The organism is Nonomuraea guangzhouensis, assembly GCF_019396345.1.
Lineage (GTDB): Bacteria > Actinomycetota > Actinomycetes > Streptosporangiales > Streptosporangiaceae > Nonomuraea > Nonomuraea guangzhouensis.
Genome location: NZ_JAHKRM010000006.1, coordinates 403381 through 417071, shown reverse-complemented (window position 1 = coordinate 417071; position 13691 = coordinate 403381). Strand labels below are relative to the sequence as shown.

16 protein-coding genes and 1 pseudogene are annotated in these 13691 nt (G+C 66.6%); 10 read left to right on the top strand and 7 right to left on the bottom strand.

What is annotated here, in order from left to right; genetic code table 11:
* Positions 1-37 precede the first annotated feature (37 nt).
* A complete protein-coding gene (locus tag KME78_RS14980) occupies positions 38-463 on the top strand; it encodes a bleomycin resistance protein (protein WP_219529463.1) in 426 nt (141 codons plus the stop codon).
* Positions 464-493: 30 nt separating this feature from the next.
* Here KME78_RS14980 and KME78_RS14975 read toward each other — a convergent pair whose 3' ends face one another.
* The 3 genes from KME78_RS14975 to KME78_RS14965 form a co-directional block, all read right to left on the bottom strand.
* Positions 494-1342 (bottom strand): aminoglycoside phosphotransferase family protein, encoded by an 849-nt coding sequence (locus KME78_RS14975; RefSeq protein ID WP_308126960.1) that lies wholly within the window; start codon positions 1340-1342, stop codon positions 494-496.
* 377 nt (positions 1343-1719) lie between these two features.
* Positions 1720-2646, bottom strand: a complete 927-nt coding sequence (locus KME78_RS14970; protein ID WP_219529460.1) for an aminoglycoside phosphotransferase family protein — start codon at positions 2644-2646, stop codon at positions 1720-1722.
* A gap of 384 nt (positions 2647-3030) precedes the next feature.
* The gene (locus KME78_RS14965; protein WP_219529459.1) at positions 3031-3570 is read right to left on the bottom strand and encodes a TetR/AcrR family transcriptional regulator; all 540 of its coding nucleotides are present in this window, start codon (positions 3568-3570) and stop codon (positions 3031-3033) included.
* A gap of 128 nt (positions 3571-3698) precedes the next feature.
* Here KME78_RS14965 and KME78_RS14960 point away from each other — a divergent pair, with 128 nt between their 5' ends.
* Genes KME78_RS14960 through KME78_RS14950 form a run of 3 tightly spaced genes read left to right on the top strand, consistent with a single transcriptional unit; the run spans position 3699 to position 5930 of the window.
* A complete protein-coding gene (locus KME78_RS14960) occupies positions 3699-3917 on the top strand; it encodes an SDR family oxidoreductase (RefSeq protein WP_219529458.1) in 219 nt (72 codons plus the stop codon).
* Positions 3914-4432: an SDR family NAD(P)-dependent oxidoreductase gene (locus KME78_RS14955; RefSeq protein ID WP_219529457.1), complete on the top strand. Its 519-nt coding sequence runs from the start codon at positions 3914-3916 to the stop codon at positions 4430-4432. Before KME78_RS14960 ends, KME78_RS14955 begins: the two co-directional genes overlap by 4 nt.
* A 49-nt stretch (positions 4433-4481) precedes the next feature.
* Positions 4482-5930, top strand: a complete 1449-nt coding sequence (locus KME78_RS14950) for an aldehyde dehydrogenase (protein WP_219529456.1) — start codon at positions 4482-4484, stop codon at positions 5928-5930.
* On the opposite strand, the gene KME78_RS14945 is transcribed toward KME78_RS14950, so the two are convergent.
* On the bottom strand, positions 5914-6531 hold the full coding sequence (locus KME78_RS14945) for a GNAT family N-acetyltransferase (protein WP_219529455.1): 618 nt from the start codon (positions 6529-6531) through the stop codon (positions 5914-5916). The two genes, KME78_RS14950 and KME78_RS14945, sit on opposite strands and share 17 nt — an antisense overlap.
* Positions 6532-6982: 451 nt before the next feature.
* Entirely contained in the window at positions 6983-7798 is an 816-nt protein-coding gene (locus tag KME78_RS14940; protein ID WP_219529454.1) for a class I SAM-dependent methyltransferase, read from the bottom strand.
* Between the two features lie 286 nt (positions 7799-8084).
* Between KME78_RS14940 and KME78_RS14935 the strand changes: the two genes are divergently transcribed.
* Both KME78_RS14935 and KME78_RS14930 read left to right on the top strand, forming a co-directional pair.
* Positions 8085-8576: a DUF2975 domain-containing protein gene (locus KME78_RS14935; protein WP_219529453.1), complete on the top strand. Its 492-nt coding sequence runs from the start codon at positions 8085-8087 to the stop codon at positions 8574-8576.
* Positions 8576-8797 carry a helix-turn-helix domain-containing protein gene (locus tag KME78_RS14930; protein WP_219529452.1) on the top strand — a complete coding sequence of 74 codons (222 nt, stop codon included), beginning with the start codon at positions 8576-8578 and terminating at the stop codon, positions 8795-8797. The genes KME78_RS14935 and KME78_RS14930 overlap by 1 nt, the downstream gene beginning before the upstream one ends.
* A gap of 109 nt (positions 8798-8906) precedes the next feature.
* On the opposite strand, the gene KME78_RS14925 is transcribed toward KME78_RS14930, so the two are convergent.
* The gene (locus KME78_RS14925; RefSeq protein ID WP_219529451.1) at positions 8907-9896 is read right to left on the bottom strand and encodes an ArsR/SmtB family transcription factor; all 990 of its coding nucleotides are present in this window, start codon (positions 9894-9896) and stop codon (positions 8907-8909) included.
* Between the two features lie 121 nt (positions 9897-10017).
* Here KME78_RS14925 and KME78_RS14920 point away from each other — a divergent pair, with 121 nt between their 5' ends.
* On the top strand, positions 10018-10872 hold the full coding sequence (locus tag KME78_RS14920) for an isocitrate lyase/PEP mutase family protein (RefSeq protein WP_308126950.1): 855 nt from the start codon (positions 10018-10020) through the stop codon (positions 10870-10872).
* Between the two features lie 303 nt (positions 10873-11175).
* Here KME78_RS14920 and KME78_RS14915 read toward each other — a convergent pair whose 3' ends face one another.
* On the bottom strand, positions 11176-11418 hold the full coding sequence (locus tag KME78_RS14915) for a hypothetical protein (RefSeq protein WP_219529449.1): 243 nt from the start codon (positions 11416-11418) through the stop codon (positions 11176-11178).
* Between the two features lie 279 nt (positions 11419-11697).
* Here KME78_RS14915 and KME78_RS68425 point away from each other — a divergent pair.
* From KME78_RS68425 to KME78_RS14905, 3 genes and pseudogenes are all read left to right on the top strand, one after another.
* Positions 11698-11869 (top strand): annotated as a pseudogene (locus KME78_RS68425) (IS256 family transposase); the annotation flags it as partial.
* 5 nt (positions 11870-11874) lie between these two features.
* Positions 11875-12147, top strand: a complete 273-nt coding sequence (locus tag KME78_RS14910; RefSeq protein WP_219529448.1) for a G-protein coupled receptor — start codon at positions 11875-11877, stop codon at positions 12145-12147.
* 370 nt (positions 12148-12517) lie between these two features.
* Positions 12518-13603 (top strand): WD40 repeat domain-containing protein, encoded by a 1086-nt coding sequence (locus tag KME78_RS14905; protein ID WP_219529447.1) that lies wholly within the window; start codon positions 12518-12520, stop codon positions 13601-13603.
* Positions 13604-13691 lie beyond the last annotated feature (88 nt).

The following is a 13691-nucleotide window of genomic DNA, read 5'->3' as shown; positions in this document are numbered from 1 at the left end:
GGCGGGAACGCCAACTTCCCTCGAGAGGAGTGATGAAATGTCGCGACTCGTTCCTGAACTGATCTGCTCCGACATCCACGCCAGCCTGGCCTTCTACCGCCTGCTGGGCTTCACGATCCGCTACGAACGTCCCCAGGAACGATTTGCTTACCTGGAACGCGGCGGTGGAGCGGACCTGATGCTGGAGCAGCCGTGGAGCCAGGACCGTCTCTACCCGCGCGCGGAACTGGACCATCCCTACGGCCGTGGGATCAACCTCACCGTCGAAGTGGATGACGTGGACCAGATTCACACCACGCTGCTCGCCGCCGGCTACGAGATGTGGCTGCCGTTGGAAGATCGCTGGTACGACCGCGCCGTCGACGCCGTGGGCGTGCGGCAGTTCGCGGTGCAGGACCCGGACGGCTACCTACTGCGCATCTCTCAGCAGCTGGGAACCCGCCCTCGCGTGCCGCGGCTTTGACACGGGCGCGCCAATCAGGATCGTTCAAGCTCAAGCGGGCGATTCGTCGGCCTGGATGCGTTCCAGGGTGCATCGTCCCATCCGGCTCATGACCGGGTTGGTTTCGAGGTAGTACCAGACGAGCCCCATCGCCTGCACGAACGCCCACGCCTTGCCTCGCTCCCATTCGAGGTCGTCGCACTCGAGGTCCAGGCGGAGGACCTGCCGCGGCCCGGCCTCGAGCAGATGCCAGGCACTCACGAGATCCAGCGCAGGGTCGGCCGGTCCGAAGCCGCCGACGTCGAGAATCCCGGCCAGCCGCCCAGCGGACACAAGCACGTTGCCGGGGATGAGATCACTGTGGGTCATCATGTCGGCGTCTTCGCGCGGCAGACTTCGAAGATGTTTCCACATCTGGCGAAGACGCCGAACGTCCAGGAGCTGTTCGCTGTGCTGGAAACAGGTCTCCATCCATGCGTCGTGGGATTGAAGGTCGCCTCCCCGGCCGTTGCCGGCGAACGTACGGCCACGCGTGTCGATGGTGCGCAGGTCATTGATGAGATCGGCCAGGTCGTGGGCGAACGCGACAGATTCGCCCGGGTCCTCATCGGTGGCCACGACGCCGGGCAGCCAGGTCTGCACCGACCACGGAAGTGGGTATCCCGCGCCGGGTTCGCCGAGCGCGACCGGCTCGGGCGTGCTGAACCGCGTACGACCCGCCAGCTCGCGGGCTGCTTCCGCTTCGGACTCCAGCCAGCGCCGCGTCACGTCGAGGTGCCCGGCCTGCAGAGGGAACCGAGCCGCGAAGCGGTCGCCGATGCGAAAGATGGCGTTGACCGTCCCATGGGAAGCGATGCCTGTGATGGGAAGGCTCCGCCACTCAGGGAACTGCTCATCCACCAAGGTGCGTACGGTCTCCGGTGACACTGCCAGCTGGTTGTCGTGCATCTTCACGCCGGAAGCGTTCCGCGTCTCAGTCTTCTCCTGCAACGTGTTTTCGGTTCTGGCCGCCGTGGGTTTGCCACTGACGACCAGCTGCTCTCACTCGTGGCACATCGCTCGGACGGCCTCTCTCAGGTACGCGCTGATCCCAGGCACCGGCGCAACGTCGGCGTGTGGATAGCGGCCGCCGTACAACTCCCCAAAGACAATGCCTCCCTGGCCGCCTGCTCCAGCTCGCCGCGCAGCAGTTGCCATTGGCGGCGACGGCAGCGCTCGACGCAACCGGGATCTTGGGGAAAGGCACATGACGCAGGGCTGGCAAGCTGTCCCCGTCTTCATTCTCGCCGACGCAGCAGTGCCATAGCGATGGCGACCTGGGCAGGTTCGAGCGTGGCCTTGCCGTCCTCGATGTCCCACAGTGCGTTCTGCAGCACGCGGCCGAGACTCCAGCCGACTGCCCGCCTCCGGTCGAGACCGAGGACCTCGGTCAGCAGGTCGAAGCGGCGCAGCACCGCGCGCGCCACATCACCGCTGGCCGCCACCTCCTCCCACCGGTTGTCCAGTGCCGGTAGCAGCTCGAACCCCGGATCGCCGGCCAGCGGTTCAGGGTCGATGGCCAGCCAGGGTTCGCGTTCCCCGGCCAGGACGTTGTCGTAGTGCAGATCCCAATGCAACAGGCGATCGCCAGACTCGCCGGCCAACTCGGCCACAGCGGACGCGCAGGTGCGCACCAGCCGCTGCTCGCCCGGGTCACGCAGCGCCGACACGGCCTGCGAGACCTGCTCGAGCATGGCCACGGCGATGTCAGACAACCGTCGCAGATCCCTTGGGGCAGGAACCGAGGTCAAGCGGGCCATCAGCTCGGCCAGGATCTGCATGGCCGCATCAGCGTCGGCCACCGCCGACAGCGGCCGGGCCGCGTCCAGGCGTTCCAGCAACTGCGTGCCGCTTTGCTGGTCATAGTCGAGCAGGCGCACAATGCCGTCGCCTTGCCACGCCCGCAGCCCGGCGGCGGTGCCGGCGGTCTCCTCCCGGAGCTGCTGAAGCTTGAGGACGGCGGGTGTCCGGTCGGACTGAAGTACGGGCAGGACCAGCGAGGCCATGCCGTACGCGGCCGGACCGTCCGGCCGCAGCCGCCAGCGGTCCAGGAACTCGCCGCCGAGGCGCGGCAAATCGGCGAGCCAAGCGCGCGCCTCGGCACCGTTCGCGCCATAAGACGCGGCAAACAGGTCGGGAACGCCGATGGAGGTCGACGTGTTCATGAAAGGCATCTCCTTCGTGGGGCCAGGGTCGATCTGCGACGAACGAAGGAGATAAAGGAGGCGCCCGATCACCGGGCAGGCGTCAAAGCATGCACCTACCTTACCCGGACCCGATCACATCTGATCGTTGATGACCCCGGCCAACTACTCTCTCGGGAGGAACTACCCCCAGCCCAAAAGGGCAGGGATTGGCGGCCTGCGCACGCCCCAAGAAGGAGCTGTTCTCGTGCCGAGCGACCTCGTGGAATTGGCGCTACGAGAATTTCGTGTGGTCGCGGAGCGATGTGACGTGTCCGTACATTCCTCCAGGAATGATGACGGCATTCCTTTTCGGCGGCCCTTCGCTCATTCATGAAAGCTATCGCGCTCGGCGACCAAGTGCCTTTATCCGGTGCCGTGAAGGAACGAGGTCACCACGAGGTCGGCGGCCGGACCTGGTTCGATGTCGATGAATACGTGGGCCATGTTGTCGACCATGCTGCCCAGCAGTGCCATCGCCCACCCGGGGGGCAGGTCCCGCCGGATCAACCCCTCGTCAGCCGCCCGCCGGAGAAACGCCTCCAGCCGCCCACGCTGCGCCTCGGCCCGCTGTTCGGCCTCAGGGTCTTCCTTCATCATCCGCCGAATATCCAACGGCCAGCGCCGACTGACCGGGATGATCAACTCGACGTATCCGTGCAGCGCGATCGCGACCGGCGCTTCCGTCAGGCGTGCCGCGTCCAGGACCGCCTCGGAGGCGTCGAGCTTCGCCTTGTAGACAGCGGACAGAAGCGCTTCCCTGTTCGCGAACCGGCGATAGACCGTGCGCCGGTCGACTCCGGCCTCCGTGGCGATCGCGGCCATGGTCGTCGCCGGGTCTTGGGCGAGCAGCCGTGCCCCCGTCTGCAGGACTGCGTCCAGGTTGCGGGCTGCGTCGGCTCTCATGGCGGCGAGCACCTTCCGTTGTTCCAGGATGCTACGGAGAAGGCGGAAGTCGGCCGCCCACCTTCTGTAGAGACACACTAGCATGACGCTTGTTGCGCTAACTGTCACACTGACGTAGCGTTTATGACGTGAGGAAGACATGGTTCATCGCCGGTGCCGCCGGAGGTCTCGGACGGCACCTGGCCGGCACCGCCTTGGCGGCCGGGCATGACGTCCTGGCCGCCGACATCGACGCCGACGGACTCTCCGAGCTGAAGGCAACCGCGCTCACCGGCGATTCCGCTGGACGCCTGCTCACCACAGAGCTCGACCTGACCGACGGCCCCACCGTCGATCGGGCGGTATGACAATTCGTCCGCGCCGCTCTGGACACTTCATCCAGATTTCCACGATCGGGGGACGGCGGGCGCAGCCTGGGCTGGCCGCGTACCAGACAACGGCCTGGGCGGTCGGTGGCTTCTTTGAGATCCTCGCCCGCGAGCTCGCTCCGATCGGGATCCACGCGACCGTCCTGGAGCCGGGAGGTATCCGGACAGCGAGGGCGCAGCGGCCGCTTCCGGCCAAGGGCTGGCAGGTGGAGTACGAGCCGACCGTCGGGCGCTTCGCCCGGACGTACCAGCGCAACCCGGACGTGCAGCGCGGTGACCCGGCGAAGATCGCCGAAGCCGTCCTGCGCCTGACCGCCGAGCCCAACCCGCCGGCCCGGCTGCTGCTCGGCTCGGACGCGGTGTGGCTGGCACCGCGGATCGCGGCGGCACGAGCGACCGAGGACGCCGCCTGGCGCGACCTGAGCCTGTCCACGGACCACGACGGGCTGCCCGACTTCACCAGCACAGAGGTCGCCCGCATGGTCCGCCCATGACCGGGCTACAGCCCCCACCCGACAGAACAGAGAGAAGGAAGACAGCATCATGATCGTGCGCGACAAGCTCTACATCGGCGGTCTCTGGACCGACCCGAGCGACACCACCCCGCTCGACATCCGTTCCCCCCACGACCAGTCGCTCGTCGGCCGGTCCGTCCAGGCCCAGCCGGCCGACGTCGACCGCGCGGTCGCGGCGGCACGGACGGCCTTCGATGAGGGACCCTGGCGGCAGACGACCCCGGAGCAGCGCCAGGACCTGATCGTAGGTCTCACCAAGCTGCGCGAGGCGCGTGCCGAGGAAGTCGCGAGGCTGATCACCAGCGAGCGCGGCAATCCGCTGTGGTTCAACCGGGCGGGCCAGGGCGGCCTGACGCGGCAGGCGCTCGGCTACCTCAAGGCCGCCCGCGAGTTCGGCTGGGAGGAGACGCTCGACTCCTCCGTCCCTGACGCCGCCTTCCGCAGCGTCGTACGCCGCGAGGCCATCGGAGTCGTGGCCGCCGTCATACCGTGGAACTCGCCGTTCTCGGCGGCGCTGGCGAAGATGATCCCGGCGCTGCTCGCGGGCAACACCGTGGTCCTGAAGGCCGCACCGGAGAACTCCCTGAGCATGATGCTGCTGGCCGACCTCTTCGACGAGTCGGGGCTGCCTGAGGGCGTGGTCAGCATCCTGCCGGCCGACAGGGGGACCAGCGAGTACCTGGTCGAGCATCCCGGCGTCGACAAAGTGGCCTTCACCGGTTCGACCGGCGCGGGCCGCTCCATCGCGGCCGTCGCGGGCCGGCAGCTCAAGCGGGTCAGCCTGGAGCTGGGCGGCAAGTCCGCGGCGATCATTCTGCCCGACGCGGACCTGAACGAGGCTGTGCCCGCGTTGCGATTCTCCTCGCTGGCGAACAACGGAGAGGCGTGCATCGCACAGACCCGGGTGCTGGCGCCGCGGAGCCGGTACGACGAGGTGGTGACCGCCCTCAAGGACCTCCTCGACGGGCTGAAAGTCGGCGATCCGTCCGAGGAGGACACCTTCATCGGTCCGCTGGTCCGCGCCGAACAGCAGGAGCGCGTACGGTCCTACATCCGGCTCGGCATCGAGGAAGGCGCCCGGCTGGTCACCGGAGGACCCGAATCGCCGGCCGGGCTGGAGCAGGGCAACTACGTCAAGCCGACCCTGTTCGCCGACGTCGACAACAGCATGCGGATCGCGCGCGAGGAGATCTTCGGTCCCGTCCTGGTGGTGATCCCCTTCGAGGACGAGGACGACGCCGTACGTATCGCCAACGACTCCGAGTACGGCCTCAGCGGCGGCGTGTGGACGGCGAACGTAGAGCACGGCCTGGAGATCGCCCGCCGGATCCGGACCGGCACCTTCACCGTCAACAGCGCGCCCATCGGCTTCGACGGCCCGTTCGGCGGCTACAAGACGAGCGGCACCGGGCGCGAGTACGGGGCCGTCGGCCTGACCGAGTACGTCGAGCACAAGACGATCACGGTCCCGGCCTGACGGCCTTCTCCGCAGCCGACCCGATACGGGCGACCACTGTGTCCCAGTTCCGATCGGTAGTGGAAAGATTGCCGGCAAGGATTCGGACGGCGTCAGGATCCCATGCGTACTCGACGACAGGTAGTTCGAACCCTGTGGGGAAGCGTTCCATGAACTCTTTGGTGGAACGGCCGTCGAGACGCCGGTAGAAGGTGATCGCGGCGGTGTTGTCGCGCAGCACCTCCAGATAGACCGTCTTGCCAGGGTGTCGCTCGGCGGCCCAGCCAAAGGAGTGGTACACGAGTTGGCGGCCGATGCCGGACTGCTTTCGCTCGGGCTGGACATGCAGGTTGTCGAGCAAGATGCGTTCATCGGCTCCGACGGCGAGATAGGCGAAACCCAGGAGGGCGTCGCCATCGACGGCAACGAGCAGGCAGCGGGTGTGATCCGGTTCCGAGGCGACGGTGGCGAGCCGGGTGCTCCACATGACGTTGCGCTCCTTGAGCAGCGACTCATTCAAGTAGCTGGGGGGCATGATCTCGGCATAGGCCGTCAGCCAGCTACGGGTGTGAAGCTCTGCGATCTGCTCGGCGTCGTCTTTGGTACCGGATCTGATGTGCATGGCATAGAGGTTCGCATAGTCGCTGATAGAGCCATCAATCGCCGGGAGCGCCGCTTTGAGAGCCGAGCGGTCGATCGGAGTGCACCCGCGTTGTCGGCTTGGGAATCGCAAGGATGGCGGCGCGTGAGGGCGCTGATCTGGGCGTCGGGCCGGTCGTAAGTGACCGTGATCGACCCCGACCACGGCGGAACATAGGCCGCCCCTGTGGCGATCGGGCGATTGGTGTACTGGCTCCTGTGGGCAGATCACCAGCGCTCATGGCAGAACCGCAGGGCAACGCACCCGTCGGGCGGAGGCGATGAGGGCATAGCCGGAGAGAGCGCCCCTTGATCAGAGACTCATGTTGATCGACGATGGCAAAGAGGATCCTGTATGGGGACGGCGGCGCGACCAGAGGCCGGCGGATGGTGCCACCCAGCCTTGCCCAGACGCATCAGAGCCCGTCAGCGCGTTAGAACCGGAACCGCACGATGCGGGTGGACCGTTTCATGCCCGGCAGCAGGTTCAAGAGGCGGTACATGCGGCGCACGTTCGCGGGCGCCTTGGCCATCAGCACCGGTGAGTCGTTCATCGGCGCCTCGTCGACGTATTCGAGCCGCGGGTGCCAATCGGCCAGCGCGGCCGGGTTGTTGAAGCCGCAGTGGAACTGGGCGTCGTATTTGCGCAGCGTGGGGTCCCATTTGGAGGTTCGCCACGCCCAGACCGGCACCGTGTCGAACTGTATTTGGCCGGTGGGGAAAGCGTCGACGACGCTGGTCAGCAGCTGCCGGACTGCGGTCTCGGTCAGGTAGGGCACCAGTCCCTCGGCGATCATCAGCACCGGCCGGCCACGCGGGATGCGTTCCAGCCAGGTCAGGTCGGTGACGCTGGAGTCGATCAGGGTGTAGTGCTCGCGCGGCGGAAGGAAATGTCGCCGCAGTTCGATGACGGACGGGTAGTCCAGGTCGTACCAGTCGACGGTGGCGGGCGGGTCGATCCGGTACACCCGGGCGTCGAGGCCGCAGCCCAGGTGCAACACCACCGCGTCGGCGTGGTCGGCGAGGAAGCTCCGGGCCCAGTCATCGTGGGCCTTGGTACGCACCACGGCGACGAGGCCTAACTGGCTGGTGCCGAATCTGCGTTTGTCGTAGTCGGGGTCGAGGCGGCGCATCGCCTGTTCGGCGTATTCGTCGCCGAGGATCGGGTCCGGCAGTCGGTTGTCCAGCGCTTTGGCCCTGAGAACGGGGCTGAGGGTCTTCTGCACTCCGACGAGTTCAGTGTCCTTCACGGCAGCGACATCACTTTCATTTCACGAATTTCATGAAATTTGATCATCATTTTAGGCCGGTGAGGCCCCACGAGGAAGGGAGCTTCGGTGACGCGAGCGGAACGGCCACCCGTCCTGAGCGCGAAGCGCCTATTGGAGAAGGCCTTGCTTGTGGAGCCCGTTCGCGCGAACGCCACGCCATGGGAGGGGGCGACGGCGTCCCGCGCCGACCGGCCTCCACCCCAGCCCTTGCTTCACTTATCGACATTCGATAGATTTCCATCGCAACTCGATGGAAGGGTAGGCCATGGGAAAGCTGACAGTGCGTGCGTTGCGCGCCGTGCTCGTGGTGGTGTTCGCCGGCACCGTGTTCGTACAGGCATCGATGGTGTGGGTGTTGGTCAGCGGGAACGATCCAGAGGACGGGTCGCTCCCGCTGACCCCGCTGCGCCTGATCACGATCCTGGGCATGCTGTCGGTCCAGGTCGCCCTGGTCAGCGTATGGCGGCTGGTGACGATGGTGCGACGCGGAACCGTGTTCTCCCACGCCGCCTTCCGGTACGTGGACGCCGTGATCGGCGCGATCGTGGCGGCAGCCCTCCTGTGGTTCGCGGTCACGGCCATCAATGCGCCGGGCCAGCGGGACGACCCGGGCGTCACCGTCATCATGGCCGGGATCGGCCTGGGCATCCTGGGGGTCGCGCTCATCGTGCTCGTGCTGCGGATGCTGCTCGCCCAGGCCGTCGCGCGCGACGTCGAAGCGACGCAGATGCAGGCCGAGCTGGACGAGATGATCTGATGCCGATCGTCGTCGACATCGACGTGATGCTGGCCAAGCGGAAGATGTCCGTGGGAGACCTCGCGGAACGCATAGGGATCACGCCCGCCAACCTGGCCGTACTCAAGAACGGCCGCGCCAAGGCGGTGCGCTTCACGACGCTCAATGCGCTCTGCGAGGTGCTCCAGTGCCAGCCGGGCGACCTGCTGCGCTGGGAAGTCGAGGACGCCGCGGGCGGATGACGTACCCGAGACTGGCGTGAAAACGCCTGGCACCACCGGCCTGACATGGCACGTCGGCCGCATGGACGTGGATCGCCGATCGCCCGCGGCACCGTCGCCGAGCAGGCTTTCACGTCTGTGCGGTGAGCAGGGCATCGGCGAGGCCGGTACGGGCGTAGAGCACCGAACGGCCCGCTCGGTGGGTGCTGGTCAGACCGGCGGCCCGCAGTGCGGTGAGGTGCTGGGACACCCCCGCTGCGGAAAGGCCCGAGCGTTGGGCGAGTTCGGTGGTTGAGGCGGGCGCGTCCAGCTCGGTCAGGATCAACGCCCGGGTTCGGCCGATCACGGCGGCGAGGGCTTCCATGCGCGCATGTGTACGGCGCTCCCACAAGGTGCCGATTCCGCGTGCCGGGTAGGCCAGCTGAGGTGGTTCGGACACGACGGACCGGGTCAGCACCCGCGGCCAGGCGAAGACCGACGGTACCAGGAGCAGCCCGGCTCCGGTCTCGATCCTGGTGATGGCGCAGTGCCGCTGTACCAGGTGGAGGCTGCCGTTGGCCCAACGCACCGTGTGGTGCAGCTCGTCCAGCGCCTGCGCCGTACCTTGCTCGGCCACCTGGCGACCCCGGTGGAAGACGTCCGCCTCCAGCACCGAGCGGATCCTGGCCCAGTAGGGCGCTATCGCCAGCCCCCAGTAGGCCTCGATCTCCGCGACGATCCGAGGCAGGCAGGTCCGAGGGGTTCGGTGAAGACTCCGCAGCCGGGGAGACAATCGGCCTTCGCGCTCGGCGGCCAGTTGATCGAGGTCCCGGCGCACCTGCTCGGGGTCGGTGGCCTCGATGGCGGCCAACTCGTCGGAAAGGCCGGGAGATGAGGTCGCCAGTGCCGGGTTGAGAAAGTCGGGGAGGTGGCCGATGGGCGGGATCATGTCGGCCAGCCAGCCGCGATCGAGGCCCGCGGCTGCGAGCCGAGGGCGTACCTGGTCGGCCCACCAGCGGTGCGGGTGCGGCACCACAGCGGCGGAAAGCGCTCTGAAACTGGTGACGACTTCCCACATGGGCGAGACGGCGAACCGGGTCTCGGCCAGATCGTTCACCGAAAAGGTCAGCCGCGCCTTCACGCTACCTCCACTACTTCCACGATTCGGTCCGAGCTTAATCAGTGGACCCTCGGCCTTCTGCCCAGCAGCATCCCGGGAGCAGGTACCGAGAAGCAGAACAACCCGAAAGGCGGTCATTCACGTGTCTGTTGACCTCTCCCCCTCCATCGATGCCGCGACTCAGCGGAAGGCCCGGCTGTTCCGTACCCTGAGCACCGAGTCCGTGCTGGTGCTGCCCAACGCGTGGGACGCCGCCAGTGCGACCGTCATCGCCGCGGCCGGCGCCGCGGCGATTGCCACGACCAGCGGTGGCGTCTCGTGGTCGCTGGGCCGCGGGGACGGGCAGCGGCTCAGCCGCGGCGAGATGGTGGAAGCCGCCAGGCGCATCGTGAACTCCGTCGACTTGCCGGTGACGGTCGACGTGGAGGGAGGGTACGGACCGGCACCGGCGGATGTCGCCGCGACCGTGCGGGCGGTGGTCGATGCCGGCGCGGTGGGCGTCAATCTGGAGGACTCCACGGCCGTCGGCGGTCCTCTGTTCGACGTCGCCGAGCAGCGCGCCAGGCTGCGCGCCGCCAGGGACGCCGCAGCCGGGGCGGGCCTGCCGGAACTGTTCATCAACGCCCGCACCGACGTCTTCTTGTTCGGGATCGGTGCACCGGATGGCCGACTGGACGAGGTGCTGGCGCGCACGGCGGCCTACGCCGAGGCGGGAGCCGACGGCATCTTCGTTCCCGGCCTGCTCGATCTGGACGTGCTGAACACTCTCTGTGCCGAGTCGCCGCTGCCGGTCAACGCGATGGCCATCGCCGGTGGACCGAGCGTCACCGAGCTCGCGCAGGCCGGGGTACGCAGAATCAGCCTGGGCACCGGGCTGGCCCAGGCCGCCTACACCGCGACTCGGAGAGCCGCTGCGGAACTGCTCGGCACGGGAGGTCTTACGGCGCTGGACGGCTCACTGGGCTTCAGCGAACTCGACGTCCTGTTCCGTCGTTGATCGAAGCGATCCCACGAAGACCTCCCTGCAAGATCGAAGCCCAGATGCCGAATCCACCGGTCTGTTTGGGCTTTCGTCATTGGAGCGGGTGACGGGAATCGAACCTGCCTTTTACTGATCTTCCCACTCTGAGCTGGGAAAACGGGGGCCCTGGTCAGGTATGGCCGCGCGACCGTGCGTGACCCTTATCGACCTTGACTTGCCGTCCGTTCTGGCACGACGATCACCCCACGAACTGCGCGCGTACCCCTCCCGCCCTACCTCAGCCAGTGACAGACCGGCACAGCCCACTCGCCTTAGCGATCATCCCGGAGCTGCTTCCTGCTTATGTGTTTCCTTCGCTGCCCTCTGCAGGCTGCGGCGGGCGCCTATCAACCCGAGAAAGAACCCCGGGAATATCACCCACGAGTTCAGCGCAGCGCTGGAAGCATCCGAAAGAGGCATGCCCTGGATAAAGACCTTTTCGCCAAGGACGCCGAGGAAAGCGCCACCGGTCGAGGCCGCGAGTGTCGCCAGAAAAATCCGCGTTCTTCGGGGGGCGAACATAATGTGATCGTATACAAGCGGGGACGCGCTCGCAGCGGCCCGCCGACGAGTCGGCGCGTTGTCTGATGCGGCCCAGCGGCCGCATGGCGATGCCCCCGCTGCGCCTGCGCTGCGATCGGATGTCCTAGGTACCCGGACGGCGAGTGCAAGTTAGTTCGGCTGCGTCCACGGGGAGTGGTGTACGAGTTTGGCCTGGTGGCGGGTGTGGCACCGTGAAATGGGGACGGCCATCGCGTGATCCTTCGAGTGCGCAGTTCAAGATCGAAGGAGAACAAGGCGATGGCCGCAGACAACAGTGTGACGCCCGGTGAGTGGCTGGGGGGCAGATGACCCGGAGATGTTGCGATCCATGGTCAAGACCATGGCCGAAGCGTTGATGTCGGCCGAGGCCGACCCCCTGTGCCGGGCTGGCTACGGCCGGCGCAGCAGCGAGCGGACCAACTCGCGAAGTCATCGATGGACGCAGTCTGCAAGATCAGGCATGCTGGTTTCCCCTATACGGAGGATCAGATGGCGAGCGGGTTAGCCGAGATTCTGTACTTGCTGGTGACATGGGTCGTTCCGGCGGTGCTGGTGTTCTTCTTTCTTTATTGGGCGATCCGCCTGGCGATCAGACATGAGCAGCGGCGGGTGCCGAGTCCCCAAGAGATCCTGACTCAGAAGCGACGGGAACGCATGGCGGCGGAGCGTGCCGAGCACTATCGCACCAGGCGGCGCCGGTCCGAATGAGCAAGCGCCCGAAGGCCTCTTGGCCCAGAGGGTTATTTCAGAAGCTGACGAAGATCCACAATCTGGATTCACATCCTGAGCTGGGCCTTCATAAGTGGAGCGGGTGACGGGAATCGAACCCGTGCTGTCAGCTTGGGAATTGCAGGGATCTTGGCTCGTAGAGGCGTTGAGCTGCGGCTGAGGACGGTCATGAGTGACCGTGGTTGACCCCTCGCCACCGCCTTTGATGGCACGACGATCAAGCTGGTGAAGTGCTCTCCTCGCTGAGGCTCGACAACGACAGCGCAGAGTCGTTCATCCTGCGAAGGATCCCCTGTCACAACCGGGTATTTTGCTGATCATTGTCGGGCTCCGCGCCTAAGATCCGTCCATGCCTGCACTCCGACCCGTCCTGACCAGCCAGGTGCCCTCCGAAAGCGCCGTCCTGGATTTCGACCTCGTCGTCATGGCTGAACGCCCTTTGGTGGTGTGCACGCACGATGTCAGCCGACGCGCCTGCACGTGGGATCCGACGACCGATGAGTGGACCGAGTACCAACTCGATAATCCGTGGCTTGATGAAGGAGACTCGGACATTGATTACACCGATCTCACCGCGCTCGGAGCCGCGGTGGTCAACGGCCGGATCGTGGTCGGCGGCGGCGGTGACCACCAGGGTTTCGCGCAATGGGACCTGGAAACCGGCGCGGTACTAGACGGTGCCGAACCCACAAGCGTGAGCTCGGCTCGCGCGGTGACACTCAGCGGACAGACCCTCTTCGTTCTCGGCTTTGCCGCCCCGGGCATGGAGGTGCAGAGCCCGGCGAAGAACGGCAAGCCCGAGACCGACGACCTCGACGCGCACGAGCCCGGGAACGATGACGGCGAAGAAGGTCTCTTCTGGCTGACCGACGAACTGGAATGCGCAGGGGGCATCGCAGCCGGAACACTGTGGGGACGGTCGGTCATCGCGGCCAACGGCGTGCAGGGCGGCATCACCGTGTGGGACTTCGACGAAGACGAACCCATCGTCGAACTCGACGTGCCCGACGACATCGATGACGGCTTTAACCATTTCGCGCTGGCCACCAGTCAAGACCAGGCGTTCCTGGTCGCGGCCGGAGAACGGGTCATTGCGGTGTGCGATGTGAGCGACGCCGACGACCCGGTCTGGGCCGAGCCGATCACCGTGCCGGGAGGCAATGTCGAGTGCCTCGATGCCGGTGTCGTGGACGGTCGCGTGGTCGCGGCGACCGGCGGCGAGGACGGCACGCTCTGCCTGTGGGACATCGCGGATCGGCGCCTGCTGGCAGAGCCGAACACCGCGCACCGGAGGGAGGAACGCGACGCCCCCAGCGAGGTGTTCGCCGTCCGGTTCACCGAACTGAATGCCCACCCCGCCGTCATCACCGCCGGCCGAGACCACACCGTCCGTCTCTGGGACCTTCCGGAGATCAAAAGCAACGAGTCCCGCTAGGTGTTCACGCCAAGTCCGCCCGAGGTGAGGCCTACTTCCGGGAGCCCAATCTGATCGTGGCCCAAGCCGCTACTCGGGACCACATGCA